Here is an 18,388-nt window from a genome sequence, read left to right as displayed (position 1 = left end):
CCCCCGGATACCTTCGACGACGATGGATGCGGGGCGATCCACCCGGCGTCACAGCACGATGGCCACCTCGTCCCGGTCGGCGGCCCGGATGGCCTCCCCGATGGTGGCGTCCAGGAAGGGATCGCCGGCGGCAGCCGTGCGCACCTGGCGCAGGAGGTCGATGCCCCTGCGGATCGCGAAGACGAAGTCGCCTTCGTCGACGGCGGTAAGGCTCAGGCACTGGTCCAGGCCCTCCCCGTGGGCCCATGCCACCACGGCCCGCGACAGGTGCGGGCCGAACCGCACCGTCGCGTAGCCGAGGTGGCGCAGCTCGGTCTCGCCGATGGCCCGGGCCGCCCGCATCACGGGCTCCATGGGAAAGGGGATCCCCCGGGGCAGGTACTCGGCCCGCCGGGGCTCGTAGTCGACAGCCACGGCCAGGGCCAGCAGCTGCGCGGGATCCAGCCGCCGCAAGAAGCCGTCGGCCAAGAGCTCCGTCACCAGCAGCTCCTGCACGTGGATGTGGCGGGCCAGCTCGCCCCGGGAGGTGAGCAGCGCCCCGCCATCGCGAAGGTAGTCGAGGTCGGCCAGCACCCGCCGTCGGCGGTCGAAGGCCTGCGCGAACTGCTCGGGGCCGGGGTGCACCGCCAGCTCGTCCCGAAGGCGTGCCAGCGCCCGCCGCGTCTTGCGAAGGGCCTTGACGGAACGGCCGTCCCCCGACAGCTCCGCCAGCCGCCGCTCCAGCACCCCGATCTCGCGCTCGAGCCGCGCGCGGCTGGCGCGGGCCTGAAACGCCGCGAAGTTGCGGCGGATCACCTCTCGGGCCTCGTCGGGGGTGAAGCGGCTGAGCAGATTGAGCACCGTGTTGTAGCTGAGCACGAACTGGCTGCGCAGCGGCTCGACGTCGGCCTCCTCGAGGGACGGCAGCTCGTCGATGCGGATCTCGTTGAGGTCGACGGCCGCGTAGACGTACCCCCGCTCGTCGATGCCCCGACGCCCGGCCCGCCCGGCCATCTGGAAGTACTCGCGGTTGGTGAGGGGCCGGTACTCGACGCCGTCGTACTTGCGCAGCGTGCCGAACAGGACCGTCCGGCACGGGAAGTTGACCCCCACCGCGAAGGTCTCCGTGCAGAACAGCACGCGCAGCAGCCGCCGCTCGAACAGCTCCTCGACGGCATCCTTGACCGCCGGCAGCAGGCCGGCGTGGTGAAAGGCCACCCCGCGCTCCCACAGGGCCAGCAGCTGCTCCGCCCGGGCCGCCGCGCCCGGCGGGTAGGGCGCCAACACCTCGGCCACCACCCGCCGGACCTCCTCCTTGGCCTCGGCAGGCAGGTAGTCGCGGCTGGCGGCCAGCTCGCGGGCGTAGGCCTCCGTCAGGCGCCGGCTGAAGAAGAAGTACAGGGCCGGGAGCCGATCCTCCCCCACCTCGCCCAGCAGGGCCAGGGGATCGACCGGCGGGTAGTGGAGCCGGCGGCCGTAGCCCTCGATCCGCCGACCCCGTGGCCAAAGGCCGCCCTTGGCCTCCAGCCGCCGGGCATGCCGCTCCAGCCGAGGCCGGGACGTCACCCCCAAGGTGGGCTCGTAGAGGTGGTGCTCGAGGGGCACGGCCCGCTCCCGGGAGACCACCACGTGCACCTTGCGCCCTTGCACGGCCTCGAGCCAGTCCGCCAGCTCGTCGGCATTGGGGATGGTGGCCGACAGCCCCAGGAACTGCACCTCGGGCGGCAGGAACAGCAGGCTCTCCTCCCAGACGGAGCCCCGCTCGGGGTCATCGATGTAGTGGATCTCGTCGAAGACGACCCACGCCACGCCCTCCAGCCGGCGGGCCTCCAGGTGCAGGAGGTTGCGGAAGACCTCGGTGGTCATGATGGCTACCGGGGCGTCGGGATTGATGACGACGTCGCCCGTCAGGATGCCGACCGACTCGGGGCCCAGCAGCCGCTTGAACTCCTTGAACTTCTGGTTGGAGAGCGCCTTGATGGGGGCGGTGTAGACCACTCGCCGCCCCTGGCGGTAGGTGCGCTCGATGAGGTAGTCGGCCACCAGGGTCTTGCCCGTCCCCGTGGGCGCCACCACCAGGGTCGAGCGACCCGCGGCCAGCGAAGCCATCGCCTCCTGCTGGAAGGGGTCCAATTTGAAGCCCCGATAGGTCTCGGGTGCCTGCTCCAGCAACGACGTGGGTGGGGACGTCTGGTGCTCTTGCATCTCGTCCGTCTATCCGCCGCTCTTGGGCTGGGATGGATGCGAGGCCGCCTCGCCCGTCCCGGCGACCACCCGACCCTCCCGGACGTCCGCCGCCTGATGGGCGATGCGGGCGCACGCCGCGGCTACGATGGCGGCCAGGATGTCGTCGAGGAAAGTATGCACCCTTCCCGGCCCGGCGGGAAGCGCCTGCGCGAGCTCGGGCGGCTGCTCCTGGTCCAGGTAGCCGAAGTTGGACAGCCCGATGCTGCCGTACACGTTGACGATGCTCAGCGCCAGGACCTCGTCGATGCCGTAGAGATCCGGGCTCTGCCGGAGCACCCCGGCCAGCGGCTCGTCCAGGCGCCCCTCCTCCGCCATGACGTCCAGTGTCACGCCGGTGAGGATGGCGTACTGCACCTCTCGCTTCTCCACGACGTGGTCCACGCTCTGGCGACACATCTCTTCGGTCAGATCGGGCACGTAGGGTTTTTGCATCCGATAGACCAGGCGCACGATGGGGCCCAGATCGACCCCGCGCATCGCCAGGAGGGCACGCGCACTGCCCGGAAGCCATCGTGTCGTCATCGCTCACCCCGACCTCGTCTCATGGTACCACGCCACGTTGCGGCAACGCCCCCGCACCGAGGCGGACGGAAATGGACGGCAGGAAGATGTTAATAATGGCTATTCGTCTTGACCTGCCCCCCCACCCCCCATATACTTCGCGCGGATCGCCGGACGGGGTAGACGGCGTCAACGGGGGAACGGCACTCGGCAGACGTGAAAGGTGGGGACGCACGCGTCGCCATGGAACCCCGCGGTTCACGGTCCGCACGGTCCCGAAGGTGGGCTCTCGTCGCGTCACTGCTGGGACTGATGGTGGTGGTGGCGGCCTGCGGCGGCAGCTCGCAGCCCTCCTCCACCAGCTCCACGTCGGGCCCGTCCTCGTCGGCGTCGGCTCCGGCCCCGTCGACCTCGACCGGACCTTCGGCCTCCTCCGGCTCGTCCGGCTCCCAGACCAGCGCCTCGGGCGAGATCGAGATCATCGCCACCGATGAGGCCGGCCAGTTCCGGTTCGTCCCCGACCGCATCGAGGTGAGGCCTGGCCAGACGATCTCCTTGCGGGTGGTCAACCAGGGCGCCAGCGCCCACGATCTGGCGGTACCGGACCTGGGCGTCGAGACGGGCCAGATCGACCCGGGCCAGGAGGCGACCCTGACCCTGACGGCTCCGTCCACGCCCGGTCAGTACCGGTTCATCTGCACCATCCCGGGCCACGAGCAGTTGGGGATGCGCGGCACGCTGGTGGTCCAGCGGTAGGCCGACTACCACTCCGCCAGGCCCCACGGCGGCGCCGCCTCGCCCCCGGTGAGGCACGGGGCGCCGCCGCGGTGGCCTTGCATCGCAGGGAGGGTACCCGATGTCGGTGCTCGAGTGGGTCAAGTCGACCCGGGTCTTTCGCTCCATCTATCGCAACCCCTACCCCAGCACCACCAGGTCACGGCTGGCCGTCATGGTGGACAGCCTGGTGCTGCACCTGCATCCCGCCCGTATCGTCCGGCGCGGCACGTGGGTCACGTACACGTGGGGGCTGGGCGGGCTGTCGGCCTGGATGTTCGTCATCCTGACCGTGACCGGGGTCTTCTTGATGTGGTACTACATCCCCAACGTCCAGGACGCCTACTGGTCCATCCGGGCCATCGAGAGCGAGGTCGTCTTCGGCCAGTTCATGCGCAACCTGCACCGCTGGGCCGCCCACGCCATGGTGATCCTGGTCTTCCTGCACATGTGCCGGGTCTTCTACACCGGGGCCTACAAGCCCCCCCGTGAGTTCAACTGGGTCATCGGCGTCGCGCTCCTGACGCTCACCTTCCTGATGAGCTTCACGGGCTACCTGCTGCCGTGGGATCAGCTGGCCTACTGGGCCATCACGGTCGGCACCAACATCGGCGGGGCGACGCCGTTCATCGGGGATCAGATCAACTTCTTGCTCTTGGGCGGGTACGAGATCGGCCAGGCGACACTCATCCGCTGGTACACGCTCCACGTCATCTTCCTGCCCCTGGCCGTCATCGGCCTGATGTCGCTGCACTTCTGGCGTGTGCGCAAGGACGGCGGGATCTCCACGCCCGTGCTGGAGGACGAGGCCGAGGGGCCGGGCGTGCCGCCGGCCATGGAGGAAGGGTGATGGTGGCGATGGCGACCCCCGAGACGCAGACGCAGGCCCGGCCCGCCACGCGACCGGCACGGGCCGCCGGTGCCGGTGCCCCGTCGACGGCCGGCGCACCCAACCCCATGGAGAAGGTGCTGGTCTGGCCGTACCTGGTGCGCATCGAGTTCATCGCCGCCCTGCTCTTCTTGTTGCTCCTCTCCGTGATGGCGGTCTTCATCGACGCGCCCCTGGCGCCGCTGGCCAATCCCGACGTGACCCCCAACCCGGCCAAGGCGCCCTGGTACTTCCTGGGGCTGCAAGAGCTGTTGCTGCACATGGACAAGGCGCTGGCCGGCGTCATCGTGCCGGGCGCCGTGCTGCTGGGGCTCGCAGCCCTGCCCTACATCGACGTGCGCCGCAAGGGCACAGGCGTCTGGTTCTACAGCCCGCGCGGCGTGGCCATCACCGTCCTCAGTTTCGTCTACACCTCGATCTGGAACATCGCCCTGATCCTCATCGACGAGTACCTGCCGGTGCCCGGCGAAGCCGGCGCTCACGGCATCGGGCCCATCATCCGGTACTGGCTGCACAACCTCCAGGCGGCCGGGTGGCCGCTGAGCGACCAACTGATCAGCGTGGTGGCGGGCTGGCTGGTGCCCAGCTTCATCATGCTGCTGATCCCGGCCTCCCTGGTGCTCATCCTCCGGCGCCGGTGGCACGCCGACACCCGGGAGCAGGCCATCGGCCTGTTCACGTTCTTCGTCGCCTCGTTCCTGGTGCTGACCATCGTGGGCACCGCGTTTCGCGGACCCGGCATGGCGCTGATGTGGCCGTGGGAGATCCCCCCGGCCAACCACTGAACCCGGAGAGGTGAGGAGAGAGTCACGATGGAGTCGCAGCCGACCACGCCTGAGAAGCCTGCCGCGGCTGCCTCGCCGCGCCCGTCGGTCGCGGCCCGGACCGCCGCCGGCCCGTCCTCGGCCGCTGCGGCTCGTCCTGCCCGCAGCGCCGCTCGGGGCACCGAGGTGGATCCCAACGATCCCGACTTCAAGCGCCGCTACGTCTTGCGCTGGCTCATGTGGGGCTCTGCCATCGTCTTCTTCGTGCAGAGTGCCCTGGCGGGCCTGGCCATGTTCTGGCCCCGTCGGGTCACGGGCTTCGGCTCCCGCATCGACGCCGGTCCCCTGGCCAACTTCCCCGTCGGCTCGGTGACGCCGTTTCGGGAGGGCAAGTTCTACCTGAGCCGCCTGGAGGACGGCATCATCGCGCTGTACTGGCGCTGCACGCACCTGGGCTGCACCGTGCCGTGGCGGGAGGAGGAGAACCTCTTCCACTGCCCCTGCCACGGCTCCATCTACGAGCGCACGGGCCAGAACATCGCCGGCCCGGCGCCCCGGCCGCTGGACTACATGACGGTGGAGATCGTCAACGGTCGGGTCATCGTCAACACCCGGGAGATCCACGAGCGCTCCGTCCACCTCCCGGAGCACGTGACGCCCGTCTGAGGCAGGGCGAGAGGAGTCGAGCGAGCGGTGGAAGTCTCCGAATCCGTCGAGCTGTTGCTGGTCTTCCTCCTGGTCGTGGTGGGTCTGGCCGCCCTGTACTTCATCGACCGGGCCATCCGGGACGAGTAGAGAGGAGCCGCTCGACGCGTGAAGGGCAGAACCTACGTCATCGTCACGATCCTGAGCTGGGCTCTGGTCGTCGTCTGGGGCGTCTACTGGGCCCGCGAGGGCAACCGGATGGCCGCGACGCAGGCGGCCTTTCGGGCCGAGATGGTCGAGCGGGGTGCCCAGCTCTACGCGCAAAACTGCGTCATCTGCCACGGGCCCGCGGGGGAGGGCGTCGTGGGCCCGGCCCTGGACCGGGAGGCCCTCCAGGGCGACCCCGAGACCGATCGGGAGACCTACGACTTCCTCTACAACACGGTGGCCCGCGGCCGACCGGGCTCCACCACGCCGCGCTGGGTGCGCCTGCCGACCGGGGAGTGGGCCTCCTTCACGGCGATGCCAGCGTGGAGCGTCGAGGCGGGCGGCCCGCTCAACGAGCAGGCCCTGCGTGAGGTCGTCTACTTCCTGATGTCCGGCGAGTGGCAACGGGTCAGCCGCTACATCCCCGCGGCCCGGCTCGAGGGTGAGCTCCCGCCTGCCCGGGGCGTGCCCCAGGATGTACAGCAGCAGGCTCAGGCCATCATCGCGCAGAAGGGCTGCCTCGTCTGCCACACCATCGGCAGCGTCGGCGGCTACATCGGCCCCAACCTGAGCGACGTGGGGTCGTGGGGGCTGGACCATGACTTCCTGGTGGGCTGGATCCAGGACCCGCAGACGACGGCCAACCGGGCGCCGGTCTACTTCTCCAACTTCGCGGGCATCGGCCCCGACGGCCAGCCGTCCGGGACGCGCATCGACTACGGGCCGACCCAGATGCCCGATCTGGGCCTCACCGACGAGGAGGCCGACATCGTGGCCCGCTATCTGATGGGCCTCAAGTGAAGGGGCCCGCGGGCGGCCGGGCCGCGCCCGCCGGATGGGTGGCGACGATCAGGTGACGGGACGAGCGGTACGCGCATGGCTGGGGACCGCCCTGCTGGCGGCCCTGGTCTCCGGGGCAGCCTTTCGGGCCACGGTCACCACGGGTGTGCCCGGGTACCGCATGGCCGCCACCCTGCTCCTGGTGCTGACGGGTTGGGCGCTCGCCGCGGCCGCCGAGTCCTACCAGATCGGCCGGGCGCTCCAGGAGCTCGAGCGGCGGCTGGCCGGGGCCTCGAGCGGGCTGGCCGTGCTGCGGCTCCCCCCTGCCTGGAGCCGGCGTCGCGGCTGGAGCCGGGGCTATCTCCTGGTCGGTCCCGGTGGGGTCATGGTGGCGGCGGCCCTCTCGATGGCCGAGTCCACCCGCAGGGGTGGAGCCGCGCGGCGGCTGCAGCGCGCCGCGGCCGGTCTGAGAGAGGCCGTCCGCCAGCTCAAGGCGCAGGTCCAGTCGGGCGAGCAGGAGGCACCTCACCGCGCCGCTCCTGTCCAGCCCGACGCCCGGGCACCGGCGCGGGTGCCGGGATACGGGCTGATCGTGCTCCTGCGGCGCCGCGTCCACCCCGACGAGCGCCAGCGGATGCGGGTCCTCGGCGTGGGGCTGGCCAACGTGGAGCACGTGCCCGAGGTGCTCGGACCTCTGCTGCGACCTCCCGCCGAGGCGGTGCGACCGCTGCAGGAGCAGGAGTGGCGGGCACTGGCGGCGGCACTGGCGCAGCGCTTGGATGCCGACGTGCTCGCCCCCGCGGCCGCGGAGCTCGGTCCGGCGACCGGCGCCCTGCGCCACCACCAGGTGCGGGCGTGAGGGGGACGACCGGGGTGCGCCAGCGCACGTCCCGAGACGGAGAGGGCTCGGTCGCCGCTCGACGCTGGGGCGGCATCGTGGCGCTCGCCATCACCCTCGCGGCGGTCGCGCTCAACTTCCTCTGGTTCGCACGGCACGGGCTGGGCCCCGCCACCCTGGTGGCCATGTCGTGGCCCCTGTGGCTGGGGGCCCTGGCCGCCGTCGTGGCGGTGGCCGGTGGTGGCTGGCTGCTGGGGAGGGCCCTCGCGGGCAGGCACGACCCCCACGCGGCCGACGCCTCAGGGCCGCCGGAGGCCAGGGATTAGGGGCAACCGTCCCTTGTCGCTCCGGGGCGAAAGCGTCTAGGCTCAGGTCCAGGACGAGGGCGCACCTCGCCGCCGCCTGAGAAGGGGCGTGGTAGGATGTCCGCGGTGCGTACCCGGAGCGTGCATCAGCTCCACGTCGAGCTGAGCGGCCTCACCCTCCCCGAGCTGGTCGACGTCCTGGCCGAGCAGGCCCTTCTCCCCCTCCCCGAGCCCGAGCGCCGCCAGTACATGGCCCGGGTGCGGGCCAACGTGGAGCAGGTGCTGCGCCGGCACATCGTCGCATTCGACCTTTGCGGCATGTCCGACGTCTGCCGGTCGAGCCAGCCCTTCGACCCGTGGGAGGGGGCGCCTCAGGGGTAGATCCCCCGGAGGCGCACTGCCTCCGCCACCCGTGAGACGGCCAGGGCCATCGCGCCCGTGCGCAGGTCCGTCTCCAGCCGCCGGGCCGTGGCCCAGACGTCATCGAAGCTCTGCCGCATCCGCCGGCTCAGCTCCCGGTCGACTTGCTCCTCGGGCCAGAAGAACTCCTGAAGGCCCTGGACCCACTCGAAATACGAGACGGTGACGCCCCCGGCATTGGCGAGGATGTCGGGGATCACGGTCACGCCGCGTCGAGCCAGGATCTCGTCGGCCTCGGGCGTGACGGGGCCGTTGGCTCCCTCGACCACGATCCGGGCCCGGATGCGCTCGGCGTTGTCGGCGGTGATGGCCCCCTCCAGCGCGGCCGGCACCAGCACGTCGCACGGTACCTGCAGCACCGCCTCGGGCGCCAGGGTCGAGGCCGCGTCAAAGCCGCGCAGGCTGCCCTGGGCCTTCTTGTAGGCGATGAGCTCGCTCACCGAGAGGCCGCGCTCGTCGAGCAGCCCCACCCGGGAGTCGCTGACCGCGACGACCCGGGCCCCCATGCGCTCCAGGTGGAGGGCGGCGTACCGCCCCACGTTTCCGAATCCCTGCACCACCACGCGGGCGCCCCGCAGGTCCAGACCGAGCCGGCGGGCCGCCTCCTCCGCGCAGATGGCGCAGCCGCGGCCCGTGGCCTGCTCGCGGCCCAGCGAGCCCCCCACCTCCACGGGCTTGCCCGTCACGACGGCCGGCACCGGGTGGCCCTGCTGCATGCTGTAGGTGTCCATGATCCAGGCCATCACCTGAGGGTTGGTGTAGACGTCCGGGGCGGGGATGTCGCGGTCCGGACCGATGATGACGCTGATCTCCGCGGTGAACCGCCGGGTCAGCTGCTCCAGCTCCCGGGGGCTGAGCGCACGGGGGTCGCAGACCACCCCGCCCTTGCCGCCTCCGAACGGCAGGTTGAGCACGGCGCACTTCCACGTCATCCACATGGCCAGCGCCGTCACCTCGTCCAGCGTCACCGCGGGATGGTAGCGGATGCCGCCCTTGGCCGGCCCCCTCGCCAGGCTGTGCTGCACCCGGTAGCCGGTGAACACCTCCAGCCGGCCGTCGTCCATCCGGACCGGGATGGAGACCGTCAAGACGCGCTTGGGAGTCTCCAGGTACTTGACGAGCCCGGCGTCGAGCCCGAGCAGCGAAGCCGCCCGCCGCAGCTGCGTCACCGCCATCTCGAGAGCCGAGGGGACGCGGGCGCCGGACGTGCGCTCGGCGCCGTCGGCCGCGCCGTTGGTCGCCACCGAGCGCAAGGTCGGGTCCGATGAGGTGGTCTCCATGGTCATCGCTCCTCACAGGCTGGGGCTGGATGAATATATAGCCACGTCTGTACGATGCAGGGGGCCCCGGCTCCTGCCGTCAAATGAGGAGATGGCAAGCATCCGCAAAGAGCATGCGGTACGCTGTATACGGCCGTGCTGCACGATCTCACGACCTAGCATGTGCGCGACAGGGGTAGGGCGATGAACACCGGGGACATCCCCCCTGACTTCCTGAAACGGCTGGGCCGCGCGGCACGAGGCATCGGCGCCGTGGCTCTGGGCATCGTCGCGGCTCGCCCCTTCGACGAGCTACGTGCCCTGCTGGTCCAGCGCCAGCAGGATGGGACGTACCCCCTCTTCTGCCAGCGGGACGTCGTGAGCCGCACGGATCCCGAGCGCTGGCTGCCCGGGTGTCGCAGCGTCTGGGTGGCGGCCTTCGCCTACGCGCCGCCCGGGGCGATCACGAGCCGCCGTCGCCCGGACCAGCAGGGGCCCCGTGGACGCCTGGCCGCCTACGCCCTGCCCGAGGAGTATCACCGCCATCTCCACCGGCGCCTGCGCTGGCTGGCCCGTTGGGCCGCCCGCCACAGCGGACGGAGACGGGCCGACTTCCGGGTCTTCGTCGACACCGGCCCGCCGGTCGAGCGGGATCTGTGGCGGCGAGCCGGCGCCGGCTGGATCGGCAAGAACACGTGCGCCTACGCCCCCGGCGCGGGCTCCTGGATCGTGCTCGGCGTGGTGGCGACCCGGCTGCCGCTGCCGGAGGGAGCCGTGCCCCTGCCCTGGGAGCGGGACCTGGGCACGGCTCCGCCGGTGCCGGTGGATCCGTGCAGGGAGTGCGACCGGTGCATCCGGGCCTGCCCCACGGGCGCGCTGGCCCCCTACCGGATGCAGCCCGAGCGGTGCATCGCGCAGCTGTCACAGCGCCGAGGCGCTCTGAGCGAGGCGGAGCGGGCGTCGCTGGTGCACTGGCTCTTCGGATGCGACCTCTGCCAGATGGCTTGCCCTTACAACCAGGAGGCACAGGCGCCGCTGGCCTTCGGGGCGGGCGCGGCGCTACGGCCGGTGCGGGGCACGTCGCCGGAGGTGCCGCTGGTCGACATCCTGACGATGGAGCCCCCGGCCTTCCGTGCGGGACTCGGCCGGGGCGCCGTGGCCTGGCGAGGGCTCTCCCATCTCCAGCGCAATGCCGCCTACGCGGCCGGCGTCAGGCTCCGACGGCACGCCGCAGCACGGCCCGCCAGCGAGCGAGCCAGCGGCACAGGCGCCGGCGAGAGGTCCACGTACCGGGCCCTCGTCGAGGCCCTAGCCCGGTTGGCCGCCTCGCATCCCTCTCCGCTGGTGCGAGAGGCATCGGCGTGGGCGCTGGCGGCGCCTCGTCCGCCGGCGCGCTGGGCGGATCGTCGAGCGGCGAGCCTTTGCCGTACTCGGCCATCCGCCGCGACATCTCCTCCAGCGTCCGCCAGACCCGACCGTTGACGGTGTCGTCGGGATAGAAGCCGTCGGGGCCCGGCTCGCCGGCCGGCACGCCCGTCAGGATGGAGATGCCCTCGTCGGCGGTGCGCACCGCCCAGATGTGGAAGCGTCCGGCCCGCACCGCCTCCACCACCTCGTCACGCAGGACCAGGTTGACCACGTTGGCTTGCGGCACGATGACGCCCTGCTGCCCCGTCAGCCCCTTGAGCTTGCACAGGGCGAAGAAGCCCTCGATCTTGCGGTTGACGCCGCCCACCGCCTGGATCTCGCCCTTCTGGTTGACGGAGCCCGTCACCGCGATGCCCTGGCGGATGGGAAGCCCCGAGAGGGCCGACAACAACGCGTACAGCTCGGCACTGGAGGCCGAGTCGCCCTCGATCTCCTCGTACAGCTGCTCGAAGCAGAGGCTGGCCGACAGCGCCAGGGGCATGCCGATGGGGTACTTCTCGGCCAGGTAGCCCGAGAGGATCAGGACCCCCTTGTCGTGGATGCGCCCCGACATCTCCACCTCGCGCTCGATGTTGACGACGCCCCGGTCGCCCACGGCCACCGAGGCGGTGATGCGGGTCGGCTTGGCGAAGGCGTAGTCGCCCAGCTCCACGATGGACAGCCCGTTGATCTGGCCGATGCGCTCGCCATCGACGTCGACCAGGATCTGCCCCTCGGCCAGGAGCTCCAGGAACTTCTCCTCCACCCGGCTGGAGCGGTACTCCTGCTCCTGGATGGCGCGGCGGACGTGCGAGGCCTGCACCAGGGCAGCCCCTTCCGCCCCGGCCCACGCCGAGGCCTCGTAGACCACCTCGACGATCTCGTTGAACCGCGTGGAGAGCCGCCCCTTGTGCTCGGCCAGCCGGGCCGAGTGCTCGATGATGCGCGCGACGGCCTCCCGATGGAAGGGCTTGAGGCCGTCGCGCCGGCAGACAGCCGCCACGAAGCGAGCGTAAGCGTTGGCATGCTCGTCGGAGATGGGCATCTCCACGTCGAAGTCGGCCAGCACCTTGAAGTACTTGCGGAACTCCTCGTCGGCGTACAGCAGCAGGTGATAGAGGTAAGGGCTGCCCACCATGACGATCTTGACCCGTACCGGGATGGGCTGCGGCTTGAGCGCCGAGACGGGCAGCACGCCCATCTGCTCACCCACGCTCTCGATGCGCACCTCGCCGCTCTTGAGGGCCCGCTTGAGACCGTCCCACGCCCACGGGTTCTTGAGGAGATCCTGGACCTGCACGATGAGGTAACCGCCGTTGGCCCGGTGCAGCGCGCCGGCCTTGATCATGGTGAAGTCGGTCACCATGGCACCCAGCTCGTGACGGTACTCGAGCTTGCCGAAGAGGTTGGCGAAGGTGGGGTTGGCCTCGATGACGACCGGGGCGCCCTGGGCGCTTTGGTTGTCGACCAGGAGGTTGACGCGGTAGCGCACGAAGGAGCGACGGCCGCGCCGGCGCACCCACGGCATGGGCGGCTCGTCCTCCTCTTCGTCCTTGAACTCGTCGATGCTCTCGACGATGTCGCGCTCCACGGCCTCCAGGTAGGCCACCACCCGGGGCAGCGCCTGGTATTTCTCCTTCAGCTCGGCCATGGGCTGGCTGACGGCCGAGCGCGCCACCTCCCGCTCCAGATCCCGGACCCGCTCGCGCGCCTGCTTCTCCAGCGCCCGGATCCGCCGGGTGGCCTCCGCCACGTGGGTGTGGATCTCCTTGTTGGCCGCCTCCAGTGCCCGGCGCTGCTCCTCCGGCAGCGTCTCGAACTCCTCCTGGGTGATGGGCCGCCCGTCGACCAGCGGCACCGTGGCGAAGCCGGTGCTGGTGCGGCGCAGCGCGAAGCCGTGCTCCTGAGCCACCTTCTCCGCCTGGTCGATGAGGGCCTGGCTCTGCTCCTGAAACTCCCGGACGATGGCATCCCGCTGCTTCTCGTAGTCGTCGGACTCGAAGTGGCGGGGGACGGCAGCCTTGAGCTCCTCCACCAGCTCGTCCATGTCACGCGCCAGCTGCGAGCCCATGCCGGGAGGGAGCGACAGCGCGATGGGCTCGTCGGGCGCGGCGAAGTTGTAGACGTAGACCCAGTCGTCCGGGACCGGCTCCTGACGTGCGAACTCCTGGACGATGCGACGGGCGTAGGTGTTCTTGCCCGTGCCGGTAGGGCCGGCCATGTAGATGTTGTAGCCGGGATGCTTGACCCGCAGCCCGAACTCCATGGCCCTCACGGCCCGCTCCTGGCCGATGATCCCCTCGAGCGGCTCGATCTCGTCGGTAGTCTCACCCGCCAGACGCTCGGGAGGGAAGCGCAACGACAGCTGCTCGGGCGTCAGCTCCAGATGCTGCCAGGGTGCGGCGTCGGGCTGCAAGCGTCCACGCTCCTTCCGCGGGATGGGTTCATTGAGGCGCCTCGTCTTCCTCCCACTCGGGGATGGCGACCGGTGCCACCTGGCGGCCGTCGAGGGCCATGGCGACGGACTCGTAGGCACGGCCGCCGGGGTGGTCGGGTGCGATCTCCCAGATGGAGAGCCCCCGGGCAGCGGCCTCCGCGAAGCGCACCGAGCGCACCACCGGCCACTCGAAGACCGAGCTCCGCTGGCCGAAGCGGCTCCTGATCTGCTCCAGGGCCTCCCGCGCATGCCGGGTGCGGCCGTCGTAGAGGGTGGGCAGGATGCCGGCCACCCTGAGCTGGCTGTTGGCCTGCACCCGTACCCGCGCCAGGGCCCGCATCACCACCGAGAGGACCCGCACCGCCAGGTACTCGCAGGCCACGGGGATGAGCACCTCGTCGGCCGCCACCAGCGCATTTTGCGTCAAGAGCCCCAGCGAGGGCTGGGTGTCGACCAGGATGTAGTCGTAGCGGTCCCGCACCGGGCCCAACAGGCGCGCCAGCCGGCGCTCGGGCGCGATCTGCCCCACCAGCTCCAGCTCGGCCAGGGAGAGCTCCAGCCCCGCCGGCACCAGGTGAGGGCCGTGACGATCCTCCACCAGCAGCCGCTCGACGGGCATCCGGCTCAACAGACCGTGATAGGTGCCGGGCTGCCCGTCGTCGCCGGTCGAGACCCCGCACCAGGCCGAGAGGGCCGCCTGCGGGTCCAGGTCGACCCAGAGCACCCGGCGGCCCAGGCGCGCCAGCCCTACGCCCAGGTGGTAGATGGAGGTGGTCTTGGCCACCCCGCCCTTCTGGTTGACCACCGCGATGAGACGGCCCACCGCCCACGTCCCTCCCTGGATGCAGCGGTCTTCTGGGCTGGCGAGCCGCTCCCCTGCCCGTCGGGTGCGGCCATGTCCAACGTCCCCAGGGTCGAGGGCATTCGTCACGTTGACACGTTTGAAACCCGACCCCTATGCTGGAGCCGCGACGGGAAGGAAGATGGCCATGCCTGCACAGCCCACCGACGTGGCGGCGGTCCTGGCGGACCCGACGCGGTTCGCCATCTACGAGCGGCTGGTCCAGAGCCGGCCTCGCAGCTTCACGGTCCAGGAGGTGGCTGAGGCCTTCTCCCTGCACCCCAACGTGGCTCGCACCCACCTGGCGAGGCTCGAGGAGATCGGGCTGGTGGAGTCGGTCCTGGAGAAGAGCGGGCGCGGCGGGCGCCCCGGCAAGCGCTACTCGGCTTCCGACGAGGCGGTGACGCTGCAGTTCCCCCGCCGCGAGTGGCTCACGCTGGCACGCCTGCTGGTGGAGACCGTCGAGCGGCTCGGGCCGGACGCCCTGCAGGCCGCCGAGGAGGCCGCCCACCGCGAGGGCGTGCGGCTGGGCCGCCGGTTGCAGGGCCAGGCCGCCCCACCGCCGGGCGGGGCCTCCGTCAACGGCTGGGCCGACGGCGCCCGTGACGAGCGCCTGGTCTCGGCCCTGTCGGAGGTGGCCTCGGTCCAGCAGGCATGGCGCCGGCAGGACGGATCCATCGGCCTGCGCTTCGCCACCTGCGTCTTCCGGGAGCTGCTCGCCGACCACGGCCCCAGCGTCTGCGCCATCCACCGGGCCATGCTGCGGGGTGTGCTGGAGGGCGCCGTCGGCCCGATCGAGCTCCATCAGCAGAGCAGCATGGGCAACGGGCAGGCCACGTGCGACTACGTAGTCATCCCGGCCGCACGCTGACGTCTCGACCTGCGCGCCCGAGCGCCGCCCGCAGCGCCGGCGCGACGGCCAGAGCCACGGCCGCGGAGCTCGAGGTCTGCAGCCCGTCGATGACGAGCTCGGCAGGCACGGCGCCGGGCCCCAGCAGCACCCAGGCCGCCAGCGCATAGCCCGCCATCATCCAGAGGGCTCCGGGTACGATGGCCAGGAGATCGCGCCACCAGCGCCGGGCCCCCCGGGAGCGAGAGGCCATCCAGCCCACCAGTGCGCCTTCGACGGCCTTGACGACCAGGGTCCACGGCGCCCAGACCGCTGCACCCACCAGCAGGTCGGCCAGGGCTGCGCCGACGGCCCCTGCCGCTCCCATCCAGGGCCCGGCCAGCAGCGCCGCCGAGTAGATGACGGCCTCGCCCAGGTTGAAGTACTGGCCCGCCCCGGGTCCCGGCACGCGCACGTAGAGGGTGGCGGCCAGCGTCAGCCCCGCGATGGCCGCAGCGTAGGCCCACCGTGCCAGGGAGGGGCTTGCGCGCCTGCCCGGCCGCGATCGAGCCGCCGGCGGCTCCTCACGCGACGACGTCATAGCCCGCATCCTCGATGGCCACCCGGATCCGGTCTGCCCCCGTCGACGATGGATCGAAGGTGACCGCTACCTTCTTGGCCTCCAGGTCGACCTGGACGGAGACGATGCCCGCCAGCCGCCGCACCGAGTCGGTGATGGCGCGCCGGCAGTGGTCGCACGAGATGCCCGGCACCGTGAAGACCTCGGTCTGCATCCGACCCTCTCCCTTCAGCGACGGTGGGCGGCCCTCGGCTCCTGCTCGGCCAGACGCGGCATCATGGCCAGGAGGTAGCGCCGGAAGGCCGGCCCCAGGTCGGGCCGCTCCAGAGCCAGCTCGACCGTCGCCTGCAGGAAGCCCAGCTTGTCGCCCACATCGTAACGCCTGCCCTCGAAGACGTACGCCCAGATGGGGCGATGGCGCCCCAACTCCCGGATCGCGTCGGTGAGCTGGATCTCGCCCCCTGCGCCCGGGGGGGTGCGCTCCAGGATCCGGAAGATCTCGGGCTCCAGGATGTATCGCCCGAGGACGGCCAGCCGCGACGGAGCCCGCTCGGGCGCGGGCTTCTCCACGAAGTCCTCCACCGCGTACAGCCGCGGCTCGACCGGCCGCGGCCGGACGATGCCGTAGCGGCTCACCTCGTCCGCGGGCACCTCCTGGACCCCCAGCACCGAGCCGCCCCTCCGCCGGTAAACCTCGATGAGCTGCTTGAGGGCGGGGACCTCGGCCCGCACCACGTCGTCGCCCAGGAGCACCGCGAAGGGCTCGTCGCCGATGAACTTGCGCGCGCACCAGACGGCGTGCCCCAGCCCCTTGGGCTCCTTCTGCCGGACGTAGTGGATGTCGACGAGCTCGGAGACGTCCTGGACCAGCTTGAGCAGCTCCTCCTTGTGGCTGCCGTCCAGGGCCAGCTCCAGCTCGATGGAGCGGTCGAAGTGATCCTCGATGGCGCGCTTGTTGCGGCCGGTGATGATGAGGATGTCCTCGATGCCCGAGGCCACCGCCTCTTCGACGATGTACTGGATGGTGGGCTTGTCCACCAGGGGCAGCATCTCCTTGGGCTGGGCCTTGGTGGCCGGCAAGAACCGCGTCCCCAGGCCCGCAGCCGGGATGACCGCCTTGCGGATCTCCATGGCGGGACCTCTCCTCCTCTTCAGCGACCCTCCGTTGGCAGTCTACCCCTGCGGCGGGGCGAGCGGTGCGGCCGATGCGCCGAGCACCGCCGTGAAGACCCGCGCGAAGTTCTCGCCCAGGATCTTGCGGATGGCGAGGTCGTCGTAGCCGCGCCGCACCAGCGCCTCGGTCAGCGCCGGCAGATGCGAGGGATCCTCCAGGCCCTGCGGCACCCGGGAGATGCCGTCGAAGTCCGAGCCCAGCCCCACGTGGTCGGGCCCCACCAGCTCCACGACGTGCTCGATGTGGCGCACCACGTCGTCGAGGGTGGCCGGGCCCTCCTTCCTCAGGAAGCCCGGGAAGAAGTTGATCCCCATCACACCGCCCTTGCGCGCCAGGGCCCGGATCTGGTCGTCGGTCAGGTTGCGGACGTGGTCGCAGATGGCCCGGGCGTTGGAGTGGGAGGCGATGACCGGATGGCGGCCGATCTCCATCACCTCCCAGAAGCCCGCCTCCGACAGGTGGGAGACGTCCACCACCATCCCCAGGCGGTCCATCTCCGCCACGACCTCCTTGCCGAAGGCGGTCAGGCCCGCGGCCCGTGGCTCGCCGACGCCGTCGGCCACCTCGTTGCGGACGTTCCAGGTGAGGCCGGCGGCCCGCACGCCCAGGCGGTACAGCGTCCGCAGCACGGCGAGGCTGCCCGCCAGCACCTCGCATCCCTCGAGGCTGGCGATGACGCCGAGCTTGCGGCTGCGGCGAGCCTCCTCGAGGTCCTGGGCCCGGCGGATCCAGACGATGCGGTCGGGGGACCGCTGCACTTCGGCCGCCAGGGCGTCGAGGATGGTCAGGGCCCGCAGGGCGTTGTGCGGTGTGGGCACCGTCGGAGGGACGTAGAGGGAGAAGATCTGCACCCCGACGCCTCCCGCCGCCAGGCGCTGCAGGTCCACGTGCCCGCCCCGGCCCGTCTCGTCCAGGTGCCGGCGTCCCTCCACGACGTCGATGGCGATGGTGTCCGCATGCGCATCGAAGACGAGCGAGTCGAAGTGGAGTCGACGCGCATGCGACTGCACCGGGTCCGTCATGGGACGATTCACCCTCTCCGCCGCGCCCGTCACCCTGCTCGGCTTCGGCCGGATGGGATTCCGCACAGAGCAGCCCGCCCCCTTCCCCGGCGTCCGGGAGTCTTCTACTTGTAATCGCTTAAAACAGCGATTTCGTGCGCCATTGCACGCGTCAGCCCGTCCGCGTGCGCACAAGGGGACCTGGCGTCCCTCTCGAGGAAACCGGTCCGTCGACGGTCCTCCCGCCGTATGGTAGGGTGCAGGTGCAGGGCCCCGACGGCACAGGCTGCTCCGGAGCCGGCAAGGCCGCCCACCGGCGACGCACATGGCACCGGTCGAGCCGGCGAGCGGAGACGAGGCCTCGGACGCGGACGCCGTGGCGGCGCCGGCGACGGCGGTCGGCCCCTCCTCGAGGGCGATTCCGCCCCTCCGGGAGACCGGAGCGGGGGCACCAGCGAGAAGACCGACCCGCACGGCCGGCGATGCCAGCCAGCCGCCCGCAGGTGGCCCC

Annotated in this window: 18 protein-coding genes and 1 pseudogene; 10 read left to right on the top strand and 9 right to left on the bottom strand. The window is 71.2% G+C overall.

The window, feature by feature from the left end; translation table 11 throughout:
* Window positions 1-48: 48 nt before the first annotated feature.
* Both VLY81_RS04055 and VLY81_RS04050 read right to left on the bottom strand, forming a co-directional pair.
* On the bottom strand, window positions 49-2,184 hold the full coding sequence (locus VLY81_RS04055) for a DEAD/DEAH box helicase (protein WP_324669750.1): 2,136 nt from the start codon (window positions 2,182-2,184) through the stop codon (window positions 49-51).
* A 9-nt stretch (window positions 2,185-2,193) separates the two neighbouring features.
* Entirely contained in the window at window positions 2,194-2,748 is a 555-nt protein-coding gene (locus VLY81_RS04050) for a phosphatidylglycerophosphatase A (RefSeq protein ID WP_324669749.1), read from the bottom strand.
* A 291-nt stretch (window positions 2,749-3,039) separates the two neighbouring features.
* On the opposite strand from VLY81_RS04050, the gene VLY81_RS04045 reads away from it, so the two are divergent.
* From VLY81_RS04045 to VLY81_RS04010, 8 genes are all read left to right on the top strand, one after another.
* The gene (locus tag VLY81_RS04045) at window positions 3,040-3,483 is read left to right on the top strand and encodes a cupredoxin domain-containing protein (RefSeq protein ID WP_324669748.1); all 444 of its coding nucleotides are present in this window, start codon (window positions 3,040-3,042) and stop codon (window positions 3,481-3,483) included.
* A gap of 100 nt (window positions 3,484-3,583) precedes the next feature.
* Window positions 3,584-4,351 (top strand): selenite/tellurite reduction operon b-type cytochrome ExtP, encoded by a 768-nt coding sequence (extP, locus tag VLY81_RS04040; protein WP_324669747.1) that lies wholly within the window; start codon window positions 3,584-3,586, stop codon window positions 4,349-4,351.
* On the top strand, window positions 4,351-5,175 hold the full coding sequence (locus tag VLY81_RS04035; RefSeq protein WP_324669746.1) for a cytochrome b family protein: 825 nt from the start codon (window positions 4,351-4,353) through the stop codon (window positions 5,173-5,175). Before extP ends, VLY81_RS04035 begins: the two co-directional genes overlap by 1 nt.
* A 27-nt stretch (window positions 5,176-5,202) precedes the next feature.
* Entirely contained in the window at window positions 5,203-5,820 is a 618-nt protein-coding gene (locus tag VLY81_RS04030; RefSeq protein ID WP_324669745.1) for a QcrA and Rieske domain-containing protein, read from the top strand.
* 147 nt (window positions 5,821-5,967) lie between these two features.
* Complete coding sequence (locus tag VLY81_RS04025; protein ID WP_324669744.1) at window positions 5,968-6,807, top strand: c-type cytochrome; 840 nt, start codon at window positions 5,968-5,970, stop codon at window positions 6,805-6,807.
* A gap of 34 nt (window positions 6,808-6,841) precedes the next feature.
* Window positions 6,842-7,645, top strand: a complete 804-nt coding sequence (locus VLY81_RS04020) for a hypothetical protein (protein ID WP_324669743.1) — start codon at window positions 6,842-6,844, stop codon at window positions 7,643-7,645.
* A gap of 14 nt (window positions 7,646-7,659) precedes the next feature.
* The gene (locus tag VLY81_RS04015; protein ID WP_324669742.1) at window positions 7,660-7,950 is read left to right on the top strand and encodes a hypothetical protein; all 291 of its coding nucleotides are present in this window, start codon (window positions 7,660-7,662) and stop codon (window positions 7,948-7,950) included.
* A gap of 96 nt (window positions 7,951-8,046) precedes the next feature.
* Complete coding sequence (locus VLY81_RS04010; protein WP_324669741.1) at window positions 8,047-8,310, top strand: hypothetical protein; 264 nt, start codon at window positions 8,047-8,049, stop codon at window positions 8,308-8,310.
* On the opposite strand, the gene VLY81_RS04005 is transcribed toward VLY81_RS04010, so the two are convergent.
* Window positions 8,301-9,524, bottom strand: a complete 1,224-nt coding sequence (locus VLY81_RS04005; RefSeq protein WP_405001325.1) for a Glu/Leu/Phe/Val family dehydrogenase — start codon at window positions 9,522-9,524, stop codon at window positions 8,301-8,303. The genes VLY81_RS04010 and VLY81_RS04005 overlap by 10 nt on opposite strands.
* Before the next feature lie 288 nt (window positions 9,525-9,812).
* Here VLY81_RS04005 and VLY81_RS14530 point away from each other — a divergent pair.
* Window positions 9,813-10,613 (top strand): annotated as a pseudogene (locus tag VLY81_RS14530) (epoxyqueuosine reductase); the annotation flags it as partial.
* Window positions 10,614-10,818: 205 nt separating this feature from the next.
* On the opposite strand, the gene VLY81_RS03995 reads toward VLY81_RS14530, so the two are convergent.
* Entirely contained in the window at window positions 10,819-13,431 is a 2,613-nt protein-coding gene (locus VLY81_RS03995; protein WP_405001282.1) for a Lon protease family protein, read from the bottom strand.
* A gap of 28 nt (window positions 13,432-13,459) precedes the next feature.
* Window positions 13,460-14,275 (bottom strand): ParA family protein, encoded by an 816-nt coding sequence (locus VLY81_RS03990; protein WP_324669738.1) that lies wholly within the window; start codon window positions 14,273-14,275, stop codon window positions 13,460-13,462.
* Window positions 14,276-14,441: 166 nt separating this feature from the next.
* Between VLY81_RS03990 and VLY81_RS03985 the strand changes: the two genes are divergently transcribed.
* Window positions 14,442-15,164, top strand: a complete 723-nt coding sequence (locus tag VLY81_RS03985) for a helix-turn-helix transcriptional regulator (RefSeq protein ID WP_324669737.1) — start codon at window positions 14,442-14,444, stop codon at window positions 15,162-15,164.
* On the opposite strand, the gene VLY81_RS03980 is transcribed toward VLY81_RS03985, so the two are convergent.
* From VLY81_RS03980 to VLY81_RS03965, 4 genes are read right to left on the bottom strand one after another with little or no spacing between them, the layout of a single operon-like run.
* On the bottom strand, window positions 15,145-15,723 hold the full coding sequence (locus VLY81_RS03980) for an ECF transporter S component (RefSeq protein WP_324669736.1): 579 nt from the start codon (window positions 15,721-15,723) through the stop codon (window positions 15,145-15,147). The genes VLY81_RS03985 and VLY81_RS03980 overlap by 20 nt on opposite strands.
* Window positions 15,707-15,916 carry a heavy-metal-associated domain-containing protein gene (locus VLY81_RS03975; protein ID WP_324669735.1) on the bottom strand — a complete coding sequence of 70 codons (210 nt, stop codon included), beginning with the start codon at window positions 15,914-15,916 and terminating at the stop codon, window positions 15,707-15,709. The genes VLY81_RS03980 and VLY81_RS03975 overlap by 17 nt, the downstream gene beginning before the upstream one ends.
* A 14-nt stretch (window positions 15,917-15,930) precedes the next feature.
* Entirely contained in the window at window positions 15,931-16,833 is a 903-nt protein-coding gene (galU, locus tag VLY81_RS03970) for a UTP--glucose-1-phosphate uridylyltransferase GalU (RefSeq protein WP_324669734.1), read from the bottom strand.
* Window positions 16,834-16,875: 42 nt separating this feature from the next.
* A complete protein-coding gene (locus VLY81_RS03965) occupies window positions 16,876-17,898 on the bottom strand; it encodes a dipeptidase (protein WP_324669732.1) in 1,023 nt (340 codons plus the stop codon).
* Between the last annotated feature and the right edge of the window lie 490 nt (window positions 17,899-18,388).

This window comes from Limnochorda sp. LNt, from assembly GCF_035593265.1.
GTDB lineage: Bacteria > Bacillota > Limnochordia > Limnochordales > Geochordaceae > Geochorda > Geochorda subterranea.
Note: the sequence above shows the minus strand (reverse complement) of the source record. Positions and strands in the feature narration are given on the sequence as shown.

What these genes read in the sequence shown, in the direction of transcription:
- VLY81_RS03980 (WP_324669736.1), bottom strand. Translation starts at nt 15,723, where the DNA reads ATGACGTCGTCGCGTGAGGAGCCGCCGGCGGCTCGATCGCGGCCGGGC.
- VLY81_RS04035 (WP_324669746.1), top strand. Translation starts at nt 4,351, where the DNA reads ATGGTGGCGATGGCGACCCCCGAGACGCAGACGCAGGCCCGGCCCGCC.
- VLY81_RS04050 (WP_324669749.1), bottom strand. Translation starts at nt 2,748, where the DNA reads ATGACGACACGATGGCTTCCGGGCAGTGCGCGTGCCCTCCTGGCGATG.
- VLY81_RS04045 (WP_324669748.1), top strand. Translation starts at nt 3,040, where the DNA reads ATGGTGGTGGTGGCGGCCTGCGGCGGCAGCTCGCAGCCCTCCTCCACC.
- VLY81_RS04010 (WP_324669741.1), top strand. Translation starts at nt 8,047, where the DNA reads ATGTCCGCGGTGCGTACCCGGAGCGTGCATCAGCTCCACGTCGAGCTG.
- VLY81_RS03975 (WP_324669735.1), bottom strand. Translation starts at nt 15,916, where the DNA reads ATGCAGACCGAGGTCTTCACGGTGCCGGGCATCTCGTGCGACCACTGC.
- galU (WP_324669734.1), bottom strand. Translation starts at nt 16,833, where the DNA reads ATGGAGATCCGCAAGGCGGTCATCCCGGCTGCGGGCCTGGGGACGCGG.
- VLY81_RS03965 (WP_324669732.1), bottom strand. Translation starts at nt 17,898, where the DNA reads ATGACGGACCCGGTGCAGTCGCATGCGCGTCGACTCCACTTCGACTCG.
- VLY81_RS04055 (WP_324669750.1), bottom strand. Translation starts at nt 2,184, where the DNA reads ATGCAAGAGCACCAGACGTCCCCACCCACGTCGTTGCTGGAGCAGGCA.
- VLY81_RS04030 (WP_324669745.1), top strand. Translation starts at nt 5,203, where the DNA reads ATGGAGTCGCAGCCGACCACGCCTGAGAAGCCTGCCGCGGCTGCCTCG.
- VLY81_RS04020 (WP_324669743.1), top strand. Translation starts at nt 6,842, where the DNA reads ATGGGTGGCGACGATCAGGTGACGGGACGAGCGGTACGCGCATGGCTG.
- VLY81_RS03985 (WP_324669737.1), top strand. Translation starts at nt 14,442, where the DNA reads ATGCCTGCACAGCCCACCGACGTGGCGGCGGTCCTGGCGGACCCGACG.
- extP (WP_324669747.1), top strand. Translation starts at nt 3,584, where the DNA reads ATGTCGGTGCTCGAGTGGGTCAAGTCGACCCGGGTCTTTCGCTCCATC.
- VLY81_RS04005 (WP_405001325.1), bottom strand. Translation starts at nt 9,524, where the DNA reads ATGGCGGTGACGCAGCTGCGGCGGGCGGCTTCGCTGCTCGGGCTCGAC.